We start from the raw sequence: 20,589 nt of genomic DNA, 5'->3' as shown, positions 1-20,589 counted from the left end.
GGCCATTACTCGGGGGTAGCGCACCACGTACTGGGCGGTAGATCGTAGGGTCGCCCTATCTTGGGACCACAGGACCGAATCAGGAAATGCGGCAGAACACGGGGACGGCACCCGGATTCTTGCCTGTTGTGGTGATCCCGGCGCGACCCCCGGGATCACCACACCTTGGCGGAGCAACGGGTGCGGGGGCAGTGAGCGGCGGGCCGGCTGGCCCTGGCGGGCATATCAATCAATTGCTTCCACTTTTCGGGAGCAAGGGGGATACGTGGAGAAGCGACTGACCTTCAAGGTATTAGGACCCCTGGAAGTGACGTCCGGGGTCGAACAAGTATCCGTGGGAGGACCGCGGCACCGGACCATTCTCGTCGCGCTGCTGCTCAGCCCGGGCAGGATCGTCCCCGTCGACACCCTGATCGAGGCCGTGTGGGGCGACAGCCCCCCGGCCACCGCCCGTACCCAGGTGTCCATCTGCATCGCCGCGCTGCGCAAGACGTTCAAGGCCGCAGGCTTCCCCGGAGAGGTCATCGTCACCGCCCATCCCGGCTACCTCCTCCAAGTCGGCATGCACCGGCTCGACTCGGAGGAGTTCTCCGGACTGGTCGCGGCGGCCGAGCTGGCGGTCAGGAACAACCGGCTCTCCGAGGCCGCCCGTTGTTATACGGACGCACTGAAGCTGTGGCGCGGCCGGCCGCTGGCGGGCGTCACCGGCCGGCTGGTGGAGGACGAGGCGCAGCGGCTCGAGGAACTGCGCCTCGACACCTACGAGAACGCCACGGCCGTGCACCTGCAGCTCGGCGACCACCAGAAGATCCTTCCCGATCTGGCGGCGATGGTCCGCGAGCATCCGCTGCGCGAGCGGGCACGGCATCAGCTGATCACCGCCCAGTACCACTCGGGCCGGCGGGCCGAAGCCCTGGAGACCTTCCGGGACGGGCGCCGCTGGCTCATCGACGAGCTCGGCCTGGAACCGGGTCCCGCCCTCTCCGAGCTGCACAACGCGATCCTGCAGGACGAACCCTCGCTGACCGTGCGCGGTCTCGAGGGCGGCGACTCGCCGGTGCCGTCGAAGCCCGTCGGCGACCCCCTGGAGCTGCCTCCCGACGTGACCGAGCTGGCCGGCCGCAAGGAGGAGCTGGCCCAGCTCGACGAGCTGCTCGAACTCGGCGCGGAGGCGCGCGGCCCGGCCACGGGACTGATCACCGGGGTCGGCGGGGTCGGCAAGACGTGTCTGGCGGTCCACTGGGCCCACAGGAACTGCGACCGCTTCCCCGACGGCCAGCTCTTCGCCGACCTCCGCGGCTACGACGAGCATCTGGAGCCCACCACGGCCGGCGAGATCCTCGGCCGGTTCCTGCGTTCGCTCTCGGTGCCCATCGGTCAGATCCCGGCCGAACCCGAGGAACGCGCCGCCCTCTACCGCAGCCTGCTGGCCGACCGCCGTGTCCTGGTGGTGCTCGACAACGTGCGGACCTTCGCCCAGGTACGTCCGCTGCTGCCGAGCAGCGGCGGCTGCTGCGTCCTGGTCACCAGCCGGGAGCAGCTGTCCGAGATGGTCGCCTTGCCGCCGCAGGCCTGGGTACGCCTCGGCCGGCTGTCCTCGTACGAGGCGGTCGACCTGCTCGGGAAGATCGTCGGGGAGGAGCGGATCGCCGCCGATCCGCCGTCCGCCGCCCGGCTCGTGGAGCTGTGCGACCTGCTGCCGCTCGCCCTGCGCATCGCCGGGGCGAGGCTCGCCTCCAAACCGCACTGGACGGCCTCGCGCCTGGTGCGCCGGCTGAGCGACGAGCGGCTGCGACTGGACGAGCTCAGCTCGGGAGAGTCCCAGGTGCGCGCGAGTTTCACCCTGACGTACCGCGGCCTGTCGGCGCCGACGGCGCTGCTGTACCGGAGCCTGGGGCTCCTCGACGTGCCGGATTTCGGCGCCTGGGTCGCCGCCGCGCTCCTGGACACGGACCTGCTCACCGGGGAGCGGCTCATCGAGCAGCTGGTCGACGCCCAGTTCCTGGACGTGGTCGGCCTGGACGCGACCGGGCATCCCCGCTACCGGTTCCAGAACCTGCTGCGCCTGTTCGCCCGCGAACGAGCCGAAGCGGAGGAGACCGCCGAGGAGCGGCAGGCCGCCCGGCAACGCGCTTTCCGGGCCTACCTCTCGCTCGCCGAACAGGCTCACCGGCGCGCCTACGGGGGCGACTTCAGCATCATCCACAGTGCGGTGCCGCGCCATCCGCTGCCCGACGAGCTCAGCGCCGGGCTGCTCACCGCCCCGCTGGACTGGCTGGAGACCGAACGGCTCTCCCTGGTCGCGGTGGTCGACCAGGCCGCCTCGCTCGGCATGGACGAGCTGGCCTGGGACCTCACGATGTCCATCGTGGTGCTCTTCGAGACGCGCAACTACCTCGACGACTGGCGCGAGTGCAGCGAGCGGGCGCTCGCCGCGACCCGGGCGGCCGGCAACACCCGCGGCCAGGCCGCGATGCTGCACAATCTCGGCGCCCTGCAGATGCGGCAGCGCAACTTCGGTGAGGCGTACGCGTCCTTCACCGAGGCCCTCGCACTCCACGAGCGGGCGGGCGAGGAGCACGGCCACGCCCTCGTGCTGCGCAACATGGCCATGGTCGACGAGATGCGCGGGGACCTGGACACCGCCATGGACCACAGTGCACAGGCCCTGGCGACGTTCCGGGCGGTCGGCGACCTCTCCTCGGAGGCGCACGTGCTGAACAACATGGCGCAGATCGAGCTGGACCGCGGCCGTACGGACTCGGCGCAGCATCTGAGCCTGGAGTCCCTGCGGGTCTCCACGACGATCGGCGAGGGCGGAGCCCGCAGTCTGGCGCTCGGGACCCATCGGCTGGCCCGGGTGTACCTCGCGCAGAACGAGTACGGCCTGGCCGAGGAGGCCTTCCTGCGGATGATCCGGATCGTCCGCGCCCAGTCCGACATGCTCGGTCTGGCCCACGGGCTCCTCGGTCTGGGCGAGGCCAGGCTGGGCGCGCAGAGCTGGGGGCAGGCCCGGGCGACCCTGTTGCACGCCCTCGAAATCTCCGGACTGGTCGACAGCGCCCTGGTCGAGGGGAAAATCAAACTGGCCCTGGGCGAGGCGTGCTGGAAATGCGGGGACCACTCCGCCGCCCGGCGGTACTTCGCCGACGCGCGGGCCGACTTCGCCCGGATCGGTGTCGAGACGTGGGTGGACCGGGCGAATCTGGCACTTGCCAGAGACATTCCACGGGAAGAGCCGCCGGAAATTATCTGATGGTTCGTCAATTCTAGAGGAATCCCTATGGAACCGTGGGATCCCTTTCTGCGATATCGGGCCGCCCCTCGCACCGAAAGCGGAGCGATAATGAGCCGAAGCCCTCGCGCCATACCGTTCATCTCATAGCAGGATGACGACATGGGGGAAAACATGCAGAACGCCCGTCACACCATCGCCACCATCACGGCCACCACCGTTCTCCTGGGTCTGTGCGCGTTCGTGGGCGCCGCGGTCACGACGGCCACCCACTCCGGCAGCGCCCTCCTCGTGTCGGCCGCCGGTGTCTCCGCCCCTGTTGCCGCCGGCACGGATGACGAGAGCTGGCACTGACTCCTCCAAGGCCGGCACGCCACGCCAGGCCTGTGCAGGTGACCAGCGGGCGCCGGACCTCCGGCGCCCGCTGCGCGTTTCCGCTCCCGGCGCCCCTGCCGGCGCCCCTTCCGGCGCCCTGGGCGGCGGAAATATAACCGCTATATACGGGGGCGCTACGGTTCGCGCCACGCAGCCATCAGACGAAATGACAGAGAGTGCCCATGGCGCCCCCTTACAACATGTTCGAGAACGTCGGCGGCCGCGGGGCCGAGGACCGCCCCGCGGCCCTGTTCCGATCGCTCCGCGCCGGTGGGGACACGCACGTCTGGTGGTGGCTCCAGCCGTGGCGCACCGACCCCGCCGACCTCGCCCTGCTCAACACCGAGGAGTTCCGGCAGGCCCTGCGCCTCCGCTCGGAGCGGGATGCCGCGGCGTACGTCCACACCAGGGCGACGGCCCGCAGGGCCATCGGGGAGCTCCTCGACGTCGCACCCGAGGACGTCGACATCGACAGGCCGCCCTGTCCGGTCTGCGCGGACCCCGGGCACGGGCCCGCGAGGCTGAACCACCCCGAAGTGCCCCTGACCATCAGCCTGGCCCGCACCGGCGGCCACACCGTCCTGGCGGTGGGAACCGGAGCCGCGATCGGCGTGGCCGTGGAACGTCTGCTGCCCGTGCGCCAGGACGTGCTGACCGAGTCGTGGCTCACCGCGGACGAGGCGCTCCACCTGCTGGAGCTGCCGCGGGGCGCTGCCCGGGAAGAGGTCTTCTACCGGTGCTGGACCCGCAAGGAGGCCGTCCTGCGAGCCCTGGGGCACATACCGGACGGCATCCGGCCGGACCAGATCGAGTCCTACCCCGCCGCCACGGACACCGTGCTGATGCACTGTCCCGGCAACCCCGACTCACGCCATCCGGACGGACGCACCGCCTGGCTCGTACGGGATCTGGCGCTCTCCGGACGCGCGGCCGCGGCCGTCGCCCAGCCGGCCGAGACCGAGCCGGCCTGCGGCCCGGTCCGGATCCACCTGCCCGGCGGCCGGACGGGCCGGGCCCTACCCTGCGAGCCGTGACACCGCGCGCAACGTGACACTGCGGGGCCCGTTCATCGGGCGGCAGTGGTTTCGGGCTGTCCACAGTGCGCCGGATCCTTCAGCAACCCGGCGAGGAGCAGCACCAGTTCGTGGAACCGGTAGAGCGGCCTGCCCTGCCGGTCGACGCCGCAGATGTCGAGCAGCGCACCGTCCACCAGCTGTTCGAGGCGCTGTTCCGCCGCCGGCTCCCGGGTCCCGAGGTACATGGCCGCCCGCTGCGCCGGGAACGAGTCCACGCCGATGCCGGCCAGCCGGATCAGGGTGGTCCGCGCCTGGTCGAATCCGGGCAGCTGCCGCAGCGCCTGCATCAGCACCCCGGTCACACCGCTCCCGCCGAAGGACAGCTCCCGCAGACGGGTCTGCGGATCCGCCAGCCGGTCGGCCAGCCGGGCGACCGGCCAGTAGGGACGCGCGGCGAGCCTGCTGCCGGTGATGCGCAGCGCGAGCGGCAACCCCGCACAGTAGGCGAGCACGTCGTCCGTCGCATCGGGCTCGGCCAGCAGCCGTGCACGGCCCGCGGACGCGGCCAGCAGGTCGAATGCGGCGGCGTCGCCGAACGGGGCGAGCGCGGTCGTTCGCGCGCCCGTCACCTGGGTGAGCCGGGTGCGGCTCGTGATCAGCACGACGGCATCCGGCGCCCCGGACAGCAGGGGGTCGAGCCCACGGCTGCTGACGGCACCGTCGAGGACGACCAGGAGCCGTCTGCCCGCCGTGCGCGCGCGGTAGAGGCGCACCAGCTCGTCCAGCTCCACCGGCCCGTCCGCACCCCCTCTGCCGACGTGTTCGCCCAGCCCGCGGAGCAGTGTCGTGAGGACCTCCGCGGGAGGCCTCGGCCGCCCGTCGGGCTGTGCGACCTCGGCGAAGAGAACGCCGCCGGGGTAGCGCGCGGCACTCGTGTGGGCGGCGTGCAGGGCCAGCGCGGTCTTGCCCACGCCCGCCATACCGGTGACCAGCAGATGGCGCGGGCCCCGGCCGGTCGCGGAGTCCGCCAGCTGGGCACGCAGGGCGGCGAGTTCGGTCTGCCGCCCGATGAACTCCTCGGTGTCCGGGGGCAGCATGGCAGGGACGTCGTCGTCCTCGTACGCGTACCGCTCGGGCTGCCGGATCCTGCTCCCCGGCCCGGGTCCCCGGTTGCCGGCGAGCACGGCCTCGTACGTCGATCCGAGGGCCTCGCCGGGGTCGATGCCGAGCTGGTCGGCGAGCAGGCTGCGGCCCTCGTAGTAGCTCTGCAGCGCGTCGCTCTGGCGCCCGCTGCGGTAGTACGCCGTCATCAGCTGTGCACGGAGCTTCTCCCGGAGCGGGAACTGCGCGACGAGTCCGGTGAGTTCCGCGGCCAGCTGCTCGTGCCTGCCGAGCGCGAGGTCCGCCTCGATCCGGCTTTCGAGCGCGTGCATCCGCGCCTCCTCCAGCTGGGGGAGCTCGGCGTCGGCCAGGTGCTCGGTGACGTTGGAGAGCGCGGTTCCCCGCCAGTGCTCCAGCGCCTCCGTGAGCAGCGCCCCGGCCTCGCCGAAGCGCTTGCGGCGCAGCGCCTCTCGCCCCTGCTTGTCCAGCCGCTCGAACTCCAGGAGGTCGAACCTGCTGTGCGGCGCCTGGAGCAGGTAGCCGGGCTGGCGGCGCTCGATCCTGACCTCGTCGCCCAGCAGTTTGCGCAGCCTGGACATGTACGTATAGATCTGCGCGCCGGACGTCGCCGGCGGCTCCCAGCCCCACAGGAGCGTGTTGAGTCGGGCATCGGACACCACGCGGCCCCTGGCGAGCAGCAGGGACGCGAGCACCGTGTGCACCTTGGAACCGGACAGCGCCACGCGTGTGCCGTCCTTGTGAGCTTCAACCGGGCCGAGGACTCGGAAGTCCATTCAGCACCCCCCGTATGTCTCATGCAAACCAGTGCTCGGTGCAGAAGCTATGGGGGGGCCTTATTCGCGGGTTATTCGTTCGGTAACACCGAAGCCTCCCGTCCGTGACAGGGGGTGAAAGCCTCGTCCCCCGTGCCCTGCCCCGGTACGGGGGACGGGCCGCGGGGTGAACCCACGGCCCGTCGCGTCCGGTGCCCGACCTGCGGTTCAGCCGGCCGTGATGTCCACATCACGGCCGAGGAGCGCCGCGACGACCTTGTGCACGTGCTTGCCGTTGTCGGAGTTGGTCATCACCACACAGCCGTTGCCGGAGCGCAGTTGCAGCGAGGTCAGCGCACGGAATCCGGCCGTCTGCCCGCCGTGCCCGAACTCCAGGTCCGCCATCGAACCGTCGACCACGGTGCCCAGACCGTAGAAGCTCCCGGGGAACTCCTCCGTGAGCATGACGCCGGCGGACTTCGCGGACAGCAGGTCCGAGAAGCCCCGATGGGCCTGCCGGATCTCCACGGCCAGCTGGGCCAGATCGGAGGGCGAGGACCACAGCCCGCTGCCCGCGAGCACCGGACGCACCCGGTAGCCGTCCAGGAGCGCACTGCCGTGCTGGTCGTGACCGTCGGCGGTGTCCCGGCCGGCGGCGTGCGGGTCCTCGGGAGCCAGGAAGGAGGTGTCCCGCATGCCCAGGGGCCCGAACACCAGCTCCGCCGCCAGCTCCTGGAACTCCTGTCCGGTCACATCGACCAGCAGTTGCTCGATCACGGCCCACTGGCTGCCCGCCTTGCGGAACAGCGCCCCGGGCTCGTGCTCGGCCTCCACCTCGTCCAGTACGGCCGCAAGCTTCGGCATGGCCTCACCGGGCCGCCACCAGGTCGCGGACGTCTGCGACAGGCCGGCCGTGTTCGACAGCAGGTGCCGCAGCGTCAGCGGACTGCCGCCGGGCGCCCTGGGGGCGCGGCGGCCGGTCAGATAGCCGTCGACGTCCGCGTCCAGATCGAGCACGCCCCGGTCGACCAGGCGCAGCGCGGCGAACGCCGTCACGTGCTTGCTGATCGAACCGGCCTGGAACCGTGTCCGCAGCGTCACCGGAGCACCGGTCCCGGTCGACCTGATCCCGTAGGCCTGCACCCCGACCAGCTGGCCGTCCTTGAGGAGCGCGACCGCGGCGCCCGGCACGCCGTGCGCCTCCATCGCCCCGGCCACGTCGGCCGCGTGCCGCGGCCCTCCTGCGATGGCAACCGTCATCGGCCTGCCCGCCCCCTCGTCGGTCGTTCCGGTCGTTCCGGTCGTTCCGGTCGTGTCGTTCGTTCCGGTCGTGTCGGTCTGCCCGGTTCCGGGCTTCGCGACGTTGTCGATCGTCAGCGCGAGATCCTCGATGGTCTCGCTGTCCAGCAGCATCCGCAGGGTGAGGTCGAGCCCGGCCTTCCGCGCGGCGGCCATCACGTGGACGATCCGCATCGAGTCGGCTCCCAGGTCCAGCAGCCTGTCCCGTACGCCCACTTCGGGTACCTGGAGCACCTCGGCGCAGGTCTCCACCAACAGCCGCTCGGTCCTGTTGCGCGGGGCCACGTACTCCCGGTCGGCGACCAGCGCCGTACGGCCGGGTGCGGGCAGTGCCTTGCGGTCGACCTTGCCGGATGCGTTCAACGGCATCGCATCGAGCAGGACGAACGCGGCGGGCACCATGTACGAGGGCAATGAGGCGGCCAAGTGGGCGCGCAAACTTGCCTGCTCGACGTCCCCGTCGGTGACCGCGTAGGCGACGAGCAGCTTCTCGCCGTTGCCGTCCTCGCGTGCGATCACGGTCGCGTCCCTGACCTCGGGATGGGCCAGCAGCACTTCCTCGATCTCGCCCAGTTCGATGCGGTAGCCCCGTATCTTCACCTGGTTGTCGATCCGGCCGAGGCACTCCAGCTCCCCGTCCGCCCTGAACCGGGCCAGGTCGCCGGTCCGGTACATCCGCGAACCCGGCCGGCGGCCGAACGGGTCCGGGAGGAACCGATCGGCCGTCAGCCCCGGCCGGCCGACGTACCCGCGGGCCACACCGGCGCCCGCGATGTACAGCTCCCCGGCCACGCCCACCGGTACGGGCTGCTGTACGGCATCCAGCACATAGGTGCGGTAGTTGTGGATGGGGCGCCCGATCGGCACGCTGCCGGCGTCCGGCGCGACCTCCCAGGCGGTGGCCCAGACCGTCGTCTCGGTCGGACCGTACTGGTTGACCAGCCGGTCCACCCGGCCGCCCAGATCACGGGCCAGCGCGGGCGGGCAGTCCTCACCGCCGGTGATGGCGGTGAGCGGGCCCCGGCCGAGCCCGGCGGCGATCAGGACCTTCCAGCCCGCCGGGGTGGCCGCCGCATGGGTGACCCCGGCGGATTCGATCAGCCGCAGCTGCGCGGCCGCGTCGTGTGCCGCGTCGTCACCGGCGAGCACCACCCGGCCGCCCGTGATCAGCGGCAGGTAGAGCTCGGTCGTCGAGACGTCGAAGGACAGTGACGTGAGCGCCAGCCAGACGTGCTCCGGGCTCGCCGCGTACCGCTCCCGCATCGAGAACAGGACGTTCAGCAGGGAGGAGTGCGCGATCTGCACCCCCTTGGGGCGTCCGGTGGAGCCGGAGGTGAACAGCGTGTAGGCGAGCCGGTGTCGGCGGGACGGGTCCTTCGGGTCCCGGTCCGCCGACGCGTCCACGGTGGTGTCCGGACGGGCCGCGATCAGGGCGCGGTCGCGGTCCAGATCGACGACCGCACCGTCGTAGCCGCCGCCGAGGCGCTCGTACAGGCCTCCCTGCGTCACGATGAGCCGGGCTCCCGCAGCGTCCAGCATGTAGGTCAGCCGGTCCGCGGGCAGCACGGCGTCCATGGGCAGATGGGAGCCGCCGGCCTTCCAGATCCCCAGCAGACAGGGCAGCAGGTCCGGCCCGCGGTTCAGCAGGACACCGACCACGGACTCGGGCCCCACTCCGGCGTCACGCAGCTGGTGCGCGATCCGGTTGGCCCGGGCATCGAGCTCGCGGTACGTGAGGGTTTCGGCGCCCGCCTGCACGGCGACCGCATCGGGGGTGGCCGAGGCGGTCGCCTCGATCACCTCGTGCACGTATCTGCTCATCCCCACTCCACCTCGGTGTCGTTCCAGTCCTCGAGCACCTGGGTCAGCTCTGCCGTGGACAGGAGCGCCGCGTCCACGTCTCCGTCCGGGTCGGCCGCCATGGCCTCCAGCACCGCCCGGTACATGCCGGCGAGCCGCTCGGCGTTCGCACGGTTCAGACCGGTGCTGACCGCCCTCAGGACCAGCCGTCCCGGCACGTTCGCGATCGACAGGGTGAACTCGTTGGAGCTGTCCCCCGCACCGCCCTGCACGTCGACCGTCCCGGCGTCCACCTGATGGAAGTCCTGGTAGCGGTACATGATGTCGAACAGCCTTCGCCCACCGGCCAGTCGTTGCACCGCGGGAAGCGGATGGCGACGGTGGCCGTACACCTCGGCCTCGCGGTCGAAGACCTGACGGACCAGCTCGCGCCAGGTCCGTGCCGTGCGGTCGTGGGCGAACGGCAGCGTGTTGAGGTACATGCCGTAGACCCGCTCGGCCCCGGGAACCTCCGGGCGTGCGCTGTACAGCACCCCCGTGTGGAACGCCGGCTCGTTGGTCACGGTGCTGAGCACCTTCAGGTGCGTGGCCAGCAGGACCGCCTTGAACGACGTGCCGCTGGACGTGGCCAGCGCACGCAGAGCGGGCTCGATGTCGCGGAACTCCACGGACAGCTTGAAGTCCTCCCGGGGGGCGCCGTTGCCGTCGCCCCAGTCCGCGGGGAGCACGCACATGGCGTACCGGTCGACGATCCCGCGCCAGTAGTCCCGGTCCTCGTCCGACTCCAGGGACTCCTGTTCCGCGGCGATGAAGTCGGCGTAGCGAACGGCCGTCGGCTCCGGCTGCTTCGGCTCCTCCCCCGCGGCGTACGCGTGGTAGACGTCGAGCACCTCCATCAGCAGCGACTGCTGACTCCACCCCTCGGTGATGGCGTGGCAGTGCGTGAAGCCCAGGTGCCAGGCCTCCTCGGACTCGACGAGTGCGGAGATGCGGAGCAGCGGAGGCCGCCCGAGCTCGAACAGCTCGGCACGTTCCGCCGCGATGTGCGCTCGGCGCGCTTCCGCGAACTGCTCGGCGTCGAGGCCCCGCAGATCCTGCACGGCCACCGGAATGACGGCGTGCGCACGCACCAGCTGGAGGGGGATGTCGAACTCCTCCAGGGAGAACGACGTACGCAGCATCTCGTGGCGTTCCACGATCGTCTGCCCGGCACGGCGCAGGGCGTCGGCGTCGAAGGGCCGGCCGTCCTTGATCCGGAACGTGGAGGTGTTGTGGTACTTGTTCAACCCGTCATCGGCGAGCATCTCGACCAGCATGCCGAGCTGCACCTTGGAGATCGGGTACGCGTCGACCAGGCCGGCCGGAAGCGTCGCGCGGATCTCCTCCGACACCTGGGCGAACGGTGCGACCGCCACGTCCTCCCGGCCGGGCTCCGTCCCGGCGAGCGCGGAGGCGAGTCCGGCGACCGTACGGTGCTGGAACACGTCCCGTACTCCCGCTTCGAAGCCTTCGGCGCGCAGGGCCCCGACCAGGGCGATGGCCTTGATCGAGTGGCCTCCCAGATCGAAGAAGTTGTCCTCCACCCCAACCCGCTCCAGCCCCAGAACACGGCGCCAGACGGAGGCTATGCGTTCCTCGGTGGGGGTACGGGGAGCCACGTAGGTGTCCTCCGCCGATCCCTCGGGGTCGGGGAGGGCACGCCGGTCGATCTTGCCGTTGGCCGTCAGCGGAAGCGCGTCGAGCCCGATGAAGACGGACGGGAGCATGTACTCCGGCAGCGAAGCCGCGAGTTCCTCGGCCAGCGCGTCCGTGGGACCGACGACGTAGGCGATGATCCGCTGGTCCTCCGAGACCACGACGGTGGCATCGGTGACCTGCGGGCGGGCGATCAGCGCGGCACGGATCTCACCGAGCTCGATGCGATACCCGCGCACCTTGACCTGGTCGTCGATACGGCCCAGGAACTCGACCGCACCATCGCTGCGCCACCGGGCCAAGTCACCACTGCGGTAGAGACGAGAACCGGCCGGCCCGAACGGGTCGGGGATGAACCGCTCAGCCGTCGCCGCGGGACGGAACGCGTAGCCACGTGCCACACCCGCACCACCGACGAACAACTCACCCACCGCACCGACCGGGACCGGCTGCAGACCCGCATCCAGCACCCGCATGACCATGTTCGGCAGGGGGCGCCCGATCGGCACCACACCCTCGAACGCCTCGACCAGCGGGAACACGCAGGTCCCGACCGTGGCCTCGGTCGGACCGTACTCGTTCAGTACGCGGCCCTCGCCCAGCAGCACCCGCCAGCGCTCCACCAGACCGCCGGGCAGCGCCTCACCGGCAACCACCACGCGCGAGGTCAGAGCCTGAATCTGGTCGTCCGAGAGCTGTCCGGAGATCACTTCCAGGTGTCCGGGGGTCAGCTTCATGAAGGAGAACGGACCCGCCGCCGCCAGGCTCTGGCCCAGCTCGGTCAGCTCGCCGTCCCACAGCCACGCACGCTGGCCCGCAGCAAGCGGCGCCCACACATTGGGCACCACCAGGTCGAACGCCACCGACGAGAACACCGGCGCACCACCCGAACCCGATGCCACCAACTCCCGTACGGCCCAGTCCACATGGTTCACCAGGCTCCGATGCGAAACCTGCACACCCTTCGGCCGCCCCGTCGAACCCGATGTGAACACCGTGTACGCCACCGAATCCAGATCCACCGCCACAGCCGGAGCAGACTCCGGGAACGACGACACGTCGTCGCCTGCCAGGATCGTCTCCACACCCGGGAAACGATCCGCGTACGCAGGCGAGGTCACCGCGACCGTCACCCTGGCGTCCTCGACCATCCCCGCGATGCGACCGGCCGGCAACACCGGGTCCATCGGAACGAACCCACCACCCGCACGCCACACCGCCAGCAACGACACCACCAGATCCACCGAACGATCCAGCAACACGGCGACCGTCGACTCCGGACCCACACCAGCCGCGCGCAGACGATGCGCCAGACGATTCGCCCGCACATCCAACTCGCCGAACGACAAGGACCGGTCACCGGCTTCCACAGCCACCGCATCCGGTTCCGCGGCAACCCAGAGGCCCACCATTTCGGGCACCGAGATCTTCGGTGCCATCGCCGCCGAATCGTTCCACCCGGTCAGCACCTGCTCGCGCTCGCCACCGGGCAGGAACACCTGACGAACGTCGCCCTCCACGTCCGCGGCCATCGACTCCAGCACCGACCGGTACATCGCCGCGATCCGCCGTGCGCCGGCGTCGCCGAGCACCTGGGGGTTGACCGTGAGAAGCAGACCGCTGCCCCGGGCGGCGACGGCAAGCCCGAACTCCGTGGCGCCCTCACCGTCCCCGGAGTCGGTGTCGACGACGTCCGTCTCCGCCTGGGCGTCCGCCAGGTCGAGATAGCTGAAGCGCACGTCGAGGAGTCGCGTGCCGTCACTCAGTTCGCGCTGCATCACCGGCATCGGGAAGCGCCGGTGCGGCCAGAGCGCGCCTTCCTGGTCGAAGACCTGGCGGATCAGCTCCCGCCAGGTCCGTGCGCCGCGCTCGTAGGCGAACGGCACGGTGTTGAGGTACATGCCGTAGACCTGCTCGGCGCCCACGACCTCGGGCCGGCCGCTGGAGACCAGGCCGGTGCAGAAGGAGTCCTCGGCGGTCAGCTGGCTCATCACCTTCAGGTGCGCCGCGTGCAGCACCGCCTTGAGTGACGTTGCCGTGCCGCTCGCGGCGGCTCGGAGCGCCGGGGTGAGGTCACTGAGCGGCACCTGCACGGTGTGCGCACGGTGTCCCGGCTCGGAGTCGCCCCACCCGGAGGGCAGCTCGAACTTGGCGTGCGAGCCGAGTACGTCCCGCCAGTAGTTCCTGTCCTCGTCCGAGGCCAGCGACGCCAGTTCGGCGGCCACGAAGTCCGCGTAGCGCACGGCCGGGACCGCGACCTCGGGCAGGGTCTCGCCGCCGCGCACCCGCAGGTAGCCCTCGACGATGTCGCTGAGCAGGGAGCGGTGGCTCCAGCCCTCCGTGATCGGGTGGCAGACGCTGACCGACAGCCACCAGGCCTCGTCGGACTCGACGAGTGCGGAGATGCGGAGCAGCGGGGCGCGGGACAGGTCGAACGTCTCGGCCCGCTCGGCGGTGATGTGCGCCCGGCGTGCCGCTGCCTGCTGCTCGGCGTCGAGGCCTCGCAGATCCTGCACGGTCACCGGGATGACGGTGCTCGCGTGGATGAGCTGGAGCGGAACGGAGAAGCCTTCGAGGTCGAAGGAGGCGCGGAGCATCTCGTGGCGTTCGACCACGGCCTGCCCGGAGCGCTGCAGGGCCTCGACCTCGAACGGGCGACCGTCCTTGATCCGGAACGCGGTCGTGTTGTGGTACTTGTTCAGGCCTTCGTCGGCCAGCATCTCGACCAGCATGCCGAGCTGTACCTGCGCCAACGGGAAGGCGTCCACGAGGCCCTCGGGCAGCTTCGCCCTGTCCTCGTCCCCGATCAGCGCGAACGGTGCGACGACGGCGGACTCGGTGACAGGTTCCGTTCCGGTGAGCGCGGTGGCGAGTCCGGCGACCGTACGGTGCTGGAACACGTCCCGGACACCGGCTTCGAAGCCTTCGGCGCGTAGGGCCCCGACCAGGGCGATGGCCTTGATCGAGTGACCGCCCAGATCGAAGAAGTTGTCCGCGACGCCGACCCGCTCCAGCCCCAGGACGCCGCTCCACACTGCGGCGATGCGTTCCTCGGTGGGCGTGCGGGGTGCCACGTAGGTGTCCTCGGCCGATCCCTCGGGGTCGGGGAGGGCACGCCGGTCGATCTTGCCGTTGGCCGTCAGAGGCAGGGCGTCGAGTCCGACGTACGCCGAGGGGACCATGTACTCCGGCAGCGAGCCGGCCAGCCAGGACGACAGGTCATCGGTGCTGCCGACGACGTAGGCGATGATCCGCTGGTCCTCCGAGACCACGACCGTGGCGTCGGTGACCTGCGGATGGGCGATCAGCGCGGCACGGATCTCACCGAGCTCGATGCGATACCCCCGCACCTTGACCTGGTCATCGATACGGCCCAAGAACTCGACCGCACCATCGCTGCGCCACCGCGCCAGGTCACCACTGCGGTAGAGACGAGCACCGGACGGCCCGAACGGATCCGGGATGAACCGCTCAGCCGTCGCGGCCGGACGGAACGCGTAACCACGCGCCACACCCGTGCCACCGACGAAGAGTTCACCCACCGCACCGACCGGGACCGGCTGCAGACCCGCGTCCAGGACCCGCATGATCATGTTCGGCAGCGGACGCCCGATCGGCACCACACCCTCGAACGCTTCGACCAGCGGGAACACGCAGGTCCCGACCGTGGCCTCGGTCGGACCGTACTCGTTCAGTACGCGACCCTCGCCCAGCAGCACCCGCCAGCGCTCCACCAGACCGCCGGGCAGCGCCTCCCCCGCAACCACGACACGAGACGTCAGCGCCTGAATCTGCTCGTCCGAGAGCTGGCCGGAGATCACTTCCAGGTGTCCGGGGGTCAGCTTCATGAAGGAGAACGGACCCGCCGCCGCCAAGCTCTGGCCCAGGTCGACCAGCTCGCCGTCCCACAGCCACGCACGCTGACCCGCAGCAAGCGGCGCCCACACATTGGGCACCACCAGGTCGAAGGCCACCGACGAGAACACCGGCGCACCACCCGAACCCGAAGCGATCAACTCCCGCACCGCCCAGTCCACATGGTTCACCAGACTGCGATGCGAAACCTGCACACCCTTCGGCCGCCCCGTCGAACCCGACGTGAACACCGTGTACGCCACCGAGTCGAGGTCTACCACGACCGCCGGATCAGACTCCGGGAACGCCGACAGATCCTCCTCATCGACCCGCACCACATCCACGTCGAACCGGTCCGCATACGCAGACGAGGTCACCGCTACCGTCACGCGCGCGTCGGCCACCATCCCCGCGATGCGACCGGCCGGCAGTACCGGGTCCATCGGAACGAACCCACCACCCGCACGCCACACCGCCAGCAACGACACCACCAGATCCACCGAACGATCCAGCAACACCGCGACCGTCGACTCCGGACCCACACCAGCCGCGCGCAGACGATGCGCCAGACGATTCGCCCGCACGTCCAACTCGCCGAACGACAACGACCGCCCGCCGGCCTCCACAGCCACCGCATCCGGCGACTCCACCACCCGCCGCGCCACCAACTCCGGCACCGACACCTCCGGCACCACCACCGCCGAATCGTTCCACCCGGTCAGCACCTGCTCGCGCTCACCACCGGGCAGGAACACCTGACGGGCGTCACCGTCCACGTCCGCGGCCATCGACTCCAGCACCGACCGGTACATCGAGGCGAGGCGGTTCGTGCCCTCCCTGCCGATGAGGTGCCGGTTCGCGGTGATCACCATGAATCCGGCGCGGGTGGAGACACCCAGCGGGAACTCGGTGGGGCTGTCGTCGAGCGTGGCCGGGTAGTCGACCAGCTCCTGGTCGACCTGGCGGAAGTTCTGGTAGCTGAAGCGGACGTTCACCAGTCGGTCGCTCGTGCTGAGCTCGCGCTGCATCACGCCCAGCGGGTACCGGCGGTGCGGCCACACCTCGATCTCCCGGTCGAAGACCTGGCGCACCAGGTCACGCCAGGTTTCGGCGCCACGGGTGAAGGCGAAGGGCAGCGGGTTCAGGTAGACCCCGTACACCCGCTCGGCTCCCACTGCCTCCGGCCTGGCGTTGGTCACCAGGGCGGTGAAGAAGGACTCCTCCGGTGTGAGCTGGCTCATCACCTTGAGGTGCGCCGCGTGCAGGACGCTCTTGATCGGCACCTTCGCCTTGCTGGCCAGGGTCCGGAGCCCCGCGTCCAGGTCGTGGTACGGAACCCAGGCGCGGTGCAGTCCGCGCGGTGTCTCCGCGGGGTCGTCGCCCCAGCCGGCGGGCAGCTCGAAGGAGGCGTTGTCCTCGAGGATCGACCGCCAGTAGTCGCGGTCGTCGTCCCCGGCCAGGGAGACCAGCTCGGCGGCGACGAAGTCCGCGTACCGCACGGCGGCGGGTTCGGGCTCCTCGACCGGCGATCCGTCGCGCAACGCGCGGTAGGTCGTGGCCAGTTCCATCAGCAGCGAGTGGTGGCTCCATCCCTCGAGTACGGCGTGGCACTCGGTCAGGGTCAGCCACCAGGCGCCGTCGTCGCAGGCGTGCCCGGTGAAGCGGATGAGGGGGGCGCGGGTCAGGTCGAAGAGCTGGGTTCGCTCCTCGGCCATGAAGGCGCGCAGCGACGCTTCGACGGCGTCGGCGTCGAGCCCCCGCAGATCCCGCGCCTCGACCGGCGAGGTGACCTCGGACGGGGCGTGGACGAGCTGGAGCGGTACGGAGTAGCCCTCGATCTCGAACGAGGAGCGCAGGATCTCGTGCCGGGCCAGCACCGTGTCCACGGCCTGCTGAAGCAGCTCGGGGTCGAAGGTCTGGTCGTCGAGGATCCGGAAGCAGGTCGAGTTGTGGTAGTGATTGCGGCCGTCGTCGGCGAGCATCTCGACGACCATGCCGAGCTGCACCTGCGCCAGCGGGTAGGCGTCGACCAGGCCTGCGGGCAGCCGGTCGAGGTCCTCCTGGGCGAGCAGGGCGAAGGGCTCGACGGCCCGTTCGGCCTTGGCGGGAGCGGGGCGGCCGGTGATGAACGCGACCAGTTCGGCGGGGGTCCGGTACTCGAACACGTCGCGGACCGTCACGTCGTACTCGCCGTCGCGCAGTGCGCCGACCAGTGCGACCGCACGCAGCGAGTCGCCGCCCAGGTCGAAGAAGTTGTCCTCGACGCCGACCTGTTCGACCCCGAGCACGTCGCGCCAGACCGCGACCATTTCTTCTTCGGCGGCGGTGCGCGGCGCGACGTGGGTGGCCTCCACACCGAGTGCGCTGCGGTCGGGGGCGGGCAGTGCGGCCTGGTCCAGCTTGCCGTTGACGGTCAGCGGGATCTTTCCGACGACGAGGAAGGCCGTCGGGATCATGTAGTCGGGGAGCGACCGGGCCAGCAGGGTCCGCAGTTCGCTGGGCGCGGCGACGGCATCGCCGGTGGGTACGACGTACGCCACGAGCCGGCGGTCACCGGGGGTGTCCTCCCGGGCGACGACGACGGCGTCCCGTACGCGCGGGTGGGTGGTCAGCGCGGCCTTGATCTCGCCCAGCTCGATGCGGTGACCTCGGATCTTCACCTGGTGGTCGATGCGGCCCAGGTAGTCGAGGCTGCCGTCGGGGCGCCTGCTGGCGAGGTCACCGCTGCGGTACAGACGGGAGCCCGGCTTTCCGTACGGGTCGGGAATGAAACGCTCCGCGGTCAGGCCCGGCCGGTTGAGGTACATGCGGGCGACGCCGGGGCCGCCGACGTGGATCTCGCCGGGCACTCCGACGGGTACCTGCTCGCCGTGCGGGCCGAACAGGTGGACCTGCAGGTCGCGCAGCGGCAGCCCGATCGCGTTGCCGGTCTCCGACTCCAGGTCGGACTCGGTGAGCAGGTGGTACGTGGTGTGGACGCAGGTCTCGGTGATGCCGTACAGGTTGGCCAGTTCCGTCTGGTCCAGTCCGCGGCGGGCGACCCAGGGTTTCAGGCCCGGTATGTCCAGCCGTTCCCCGCCGAACGCCACGACGCGCAGGGACAGTTCGTCGATGAGTCGGTGTCCCTCGGCGGCGAGGGAGACCAGGCTGCGGAAGGCGGACGGAGTTTGGTTGAGGACGGTGACCTGCTGTTCCGCGAGGAGGCGCAGGAAGTCCTCGGGGGCGCGGGCCACGTCCGGCGGGACGACCACGATGCGGCCGCCGTAGGCGAGGGCGCCCCAGATCTCCCAGACCGACATGTCGAAGGCGTAGGAGTGGAAGAGCGTCCACACGTCGTTCTCGTCGAAGCCGAAGTGTTCCTCGGTCGCGGTGAGCAGCCGGAGCACGTTCGTGTGGCTGAGGCCGACGCCCTTTGGGCGGCCGGTGGAGCCGGAGGTGTAGATGGTGTAGATGAGGTCCTCGGGCACCACGCCGGAAACGGGGTTGCCGTCCGGGGCCGCGGCCAGGTCGGCCGTCTCCCTTTCGCCGTCCAGCACCACGAGCAGGCCGTCGACGACGTCGGTCAGGTGCGCGGCGTGCGCTCCGGAGGTGACGACGATCCGGACGCCCGCGTCCTTGAGCGTGTAGCTGATGCGGTCGGCCGGGTGCTCCGGGTCCAGGGGAAGGTAGCCGGCCCCCGTCTTGAGCACCGCGAGCAGGGTGGGCACCAGGTCGAGGTTGCGGTCCAGGCTGACGCCGACCAGTCCGCCGGGGCGTGCGCCGCGGGCCCGCAGGTAGTGGGCGAGCCGGTTGGCCCGTGCGTTGAGTTCGGCGTAGGTGAGCCGCTGGTTTCCGAAGACGAGGGCGATCGCGTCGGGGGTGGCCGCGGCCCGGTCCTCGACGAGCTCGTGGATGCAGCGGTCGGGGGCTTCGAAGAAGTGCGGCTCGGGCAGCAGGACGGCCAGGTCGGACTCGTCCAGCATGTCGAGGCGGGAGAGCCGCAGGTCCGGGTCGGCGACGGCCGATGCGAGCAGGCGCACGAAGTGCCGGGCCATGCGCTCGACGGTGGTCCGGTCGTAGAGGGCGGTGCTGTACTCCAGCGTGCCCCGGATGCCGCCGTCCTCGGACTCGCTCAGCTGGAGGGTGAGGTCGAAGCGCGAGACGCGCGAGGTCGCGTGCAGGGTCTCCGCGTCGACACCGGGCAGCCGGAAGTCCCGGGTGCGCTCCCGGTGCATGGTGAAGGCCACCTGGCACAGGGGTGTGCGGGACATGTCCCGCACGGGGACGAGTTCGTCCGCGATCCTCGCGAAGGGGAACTCCTGGTTGTCGAAGGCGTCCAGCACGGTCGCGCGAGCGCCGACGAGCAGGTCCCGGAAGGTCGGGTCGCCCTGCCACTGCCCGCGCAGGACGAGGGTGTTGATGCCGTAGCCGATGAGCCGTTCCAGTTCGGGTCGGCTCCGGCCCGACACCACGGTGCCGACCGCGATGTCCTCGCGCCCGGTGTACCGGGAGAGCAGCGCCTGGTAGCCGGCGAGCAGGGTCTGGAACGGGGTGGCACCGTGTGCGGAGCCGAGCGTGCGCAGCTTCTCCGCCAGCGGGGCCGGGATCTCGACGGTCACCGCGTCGCCGTCGTAGCTGCGGAAGGCCGGGCGGCGCCGGTCGGTGGGCACCTCGAGCGGGGTGCTGCCGGCGAGCCGGCCGCGCCAGTAGTCGAGCTGCTTGGTCAGGCCGTCGCCGGCGAGGCGGGTGTGCTGCCAGGCCGCGTAGTCGGCGTACTGGACGGCCATCGGCGCCAGCGGTGACGGCTTGCCCTCGGCGAACGCGCCGTACACGTCGGAGAGTTCCGACATGAACAGGCCGACGGACCATTCGTCGCAGGCGACGTGGTGGAAGACCACGACGAGCAGGTGGTCGTCATCCGCGATCCGGATGAGCCGGGCCCGCAGCGGCGAGCCGTTCTCCAGGTCGAAGGGGCGGCCGGGCTCGGCCTCGGCCAGGGCGAGGGCGCGCTGCTCCCGCTCTGCCGCGTCCGCCGTGCCCGTGAGGTCGTCGACCGGAAGGCCGAACGGGGCGGGAGGGTCGATCAGCTGGACCGGCTCGGCACCGTCGAGGCGGTACCGGGTCCGCAGGATCTCGTGCCGCGCCACCAGTTCCTCGAAGCTGCGGCGCAGCACCGAGGCGTCGAGCGGTCCGTGCAGCCGCAGTGCGACCGGGACGCTGTACTCCCAGCTGTCCGGGTCGAGCCTGCTCAGGAACCACATCTGCTGCTGGCCGTGGGAGAGCGCCAGCGGGCCGCCCCGCTCGACCGGCACCACTGCGGCACGCCGGCCGCTGCGGCCTCCGGCGAGTCGGGCACGGACCAGTTCCTCGCGCCTCTCCTCGGCCTGTCCGCCCGTGCGAACTTCGCCAGTACTCATGCTGAGCGCCCCTCCCGACCTTCGTTCCGTACGTCTCACTGGGT

General features: G+C 70.8%; 6 protein-coding genes. 3 read left to right on the top strand and 3 right to left on the bottom strand.

Going from position 1 to position 20,589, the window contains the following annotated elements:
* Positions 1-265 precede the first annotated feature (265 nt).
* From ACFRU2_RS38675 to ACFRU2_RS38665, 3 genes are all read left to right on the top strand, one after another.
* The gene (locus tag ACFRU2_RS38675) at positions 266-3,256 is read left to right on the top strand and encodes a BTAD domain-containing putative transcriptional regulator (RefSeq protein WP_382981002.1); all 2,991 of its coding nucleotides are present in this window, start codon (positions 266-268) and stop codon (positions 3,254-3,256) included.
* A gap of 141 nt (positions 3,257-3,397) precedes the next feature.
* On the top strand, positions 3,398-3,589 hold the full coding sequence (locus tag ACFRU2_RS38670) for a hypothetical protein (RefSeq protein ID WP_382981001.1): 192 nt from the start codon (positions 3,398-3,400) through the stop codon (positions 3,587-3,589).
* Between the two features lie 203 nt (positions 3,590-3,792).
* On the top strand, positions 3,793-4,644 hold the full coding sequence (locus ACFRU2_RS38665) for a 4'-phosphopantetheinyl transferase family protein (RefSeq protein ID WP_382981000.1): 852 nt from the start codon (positions 3,793-3,795) through the stop codon (positions 4,642-4,644).
* Positions 4,645-4,676: 32 nt separating this feature from the next.
* Here ACFRU2_RS38665 and ACFRU2_RS38660 read toward each other — a convergent pair whose 3' ends face one another.
* The 3 genes from ACFRU2_RS38660 to ACFRU2_RS38650 form a co-directional block, all read right to left on the bottom strand.
* Entirely contained in the window at positions 4,677-6,521 is a 1,845-nt protein-coding gene (locus ACFRU2_RS38660; RefSeq protein ID WP_382980999.1) for a BTAD domain-containing putative transcriptional regulator, read from the bottom strand.
* A gap of 207 nt (positions 6,522-6,728) precedes the next feature.
* The gene (locus ACFRU2_RS38655) at positions 6,729-9,620 is read right to left on the bottom strand and encodes an amino acid adenylation domain-containing protein (protein ID WP_382980998.1); all 2,892 of its coding nucleotides are present in this window, start codon (positions 9,618-9,620) and stop codon (positions 6,729-6,731) included.
* Positions 9,617-20,545: an amino acid adenylation domain-containing protein gene (locus ACFRU2_RS38650; RefSeq protein ID WP_382980997.1), complete on the bottom strand. Its 10,929-nt coding sequence runs from the start codon at positions 20,543-20,545 to the stop codon at positions 9,617-9,619. The genes ACFRU2_RS38655 and ACFRU2_RS38650 overlap by 4 nt, the downstream gene beginning before the upstream one ends.
* Between the last annotated feature and the right edge of the window lie 44 nt (positions 20,546-20,589).

It is taken from the genome of Streptomyces sp. NPDC056883 (genome assembly GCF_042788835.1).
Taxonomy (GTDB): domain Bacteria; phylum Actinomycetota; class Actinomycetes; order Streptomycetales; family Streptomycetaceae; genus Streptomyces; species Streptomyces stoeckheimensis.
This window is presented reverse-complemented; position numbering and strand designations above follow the sequence as displayed.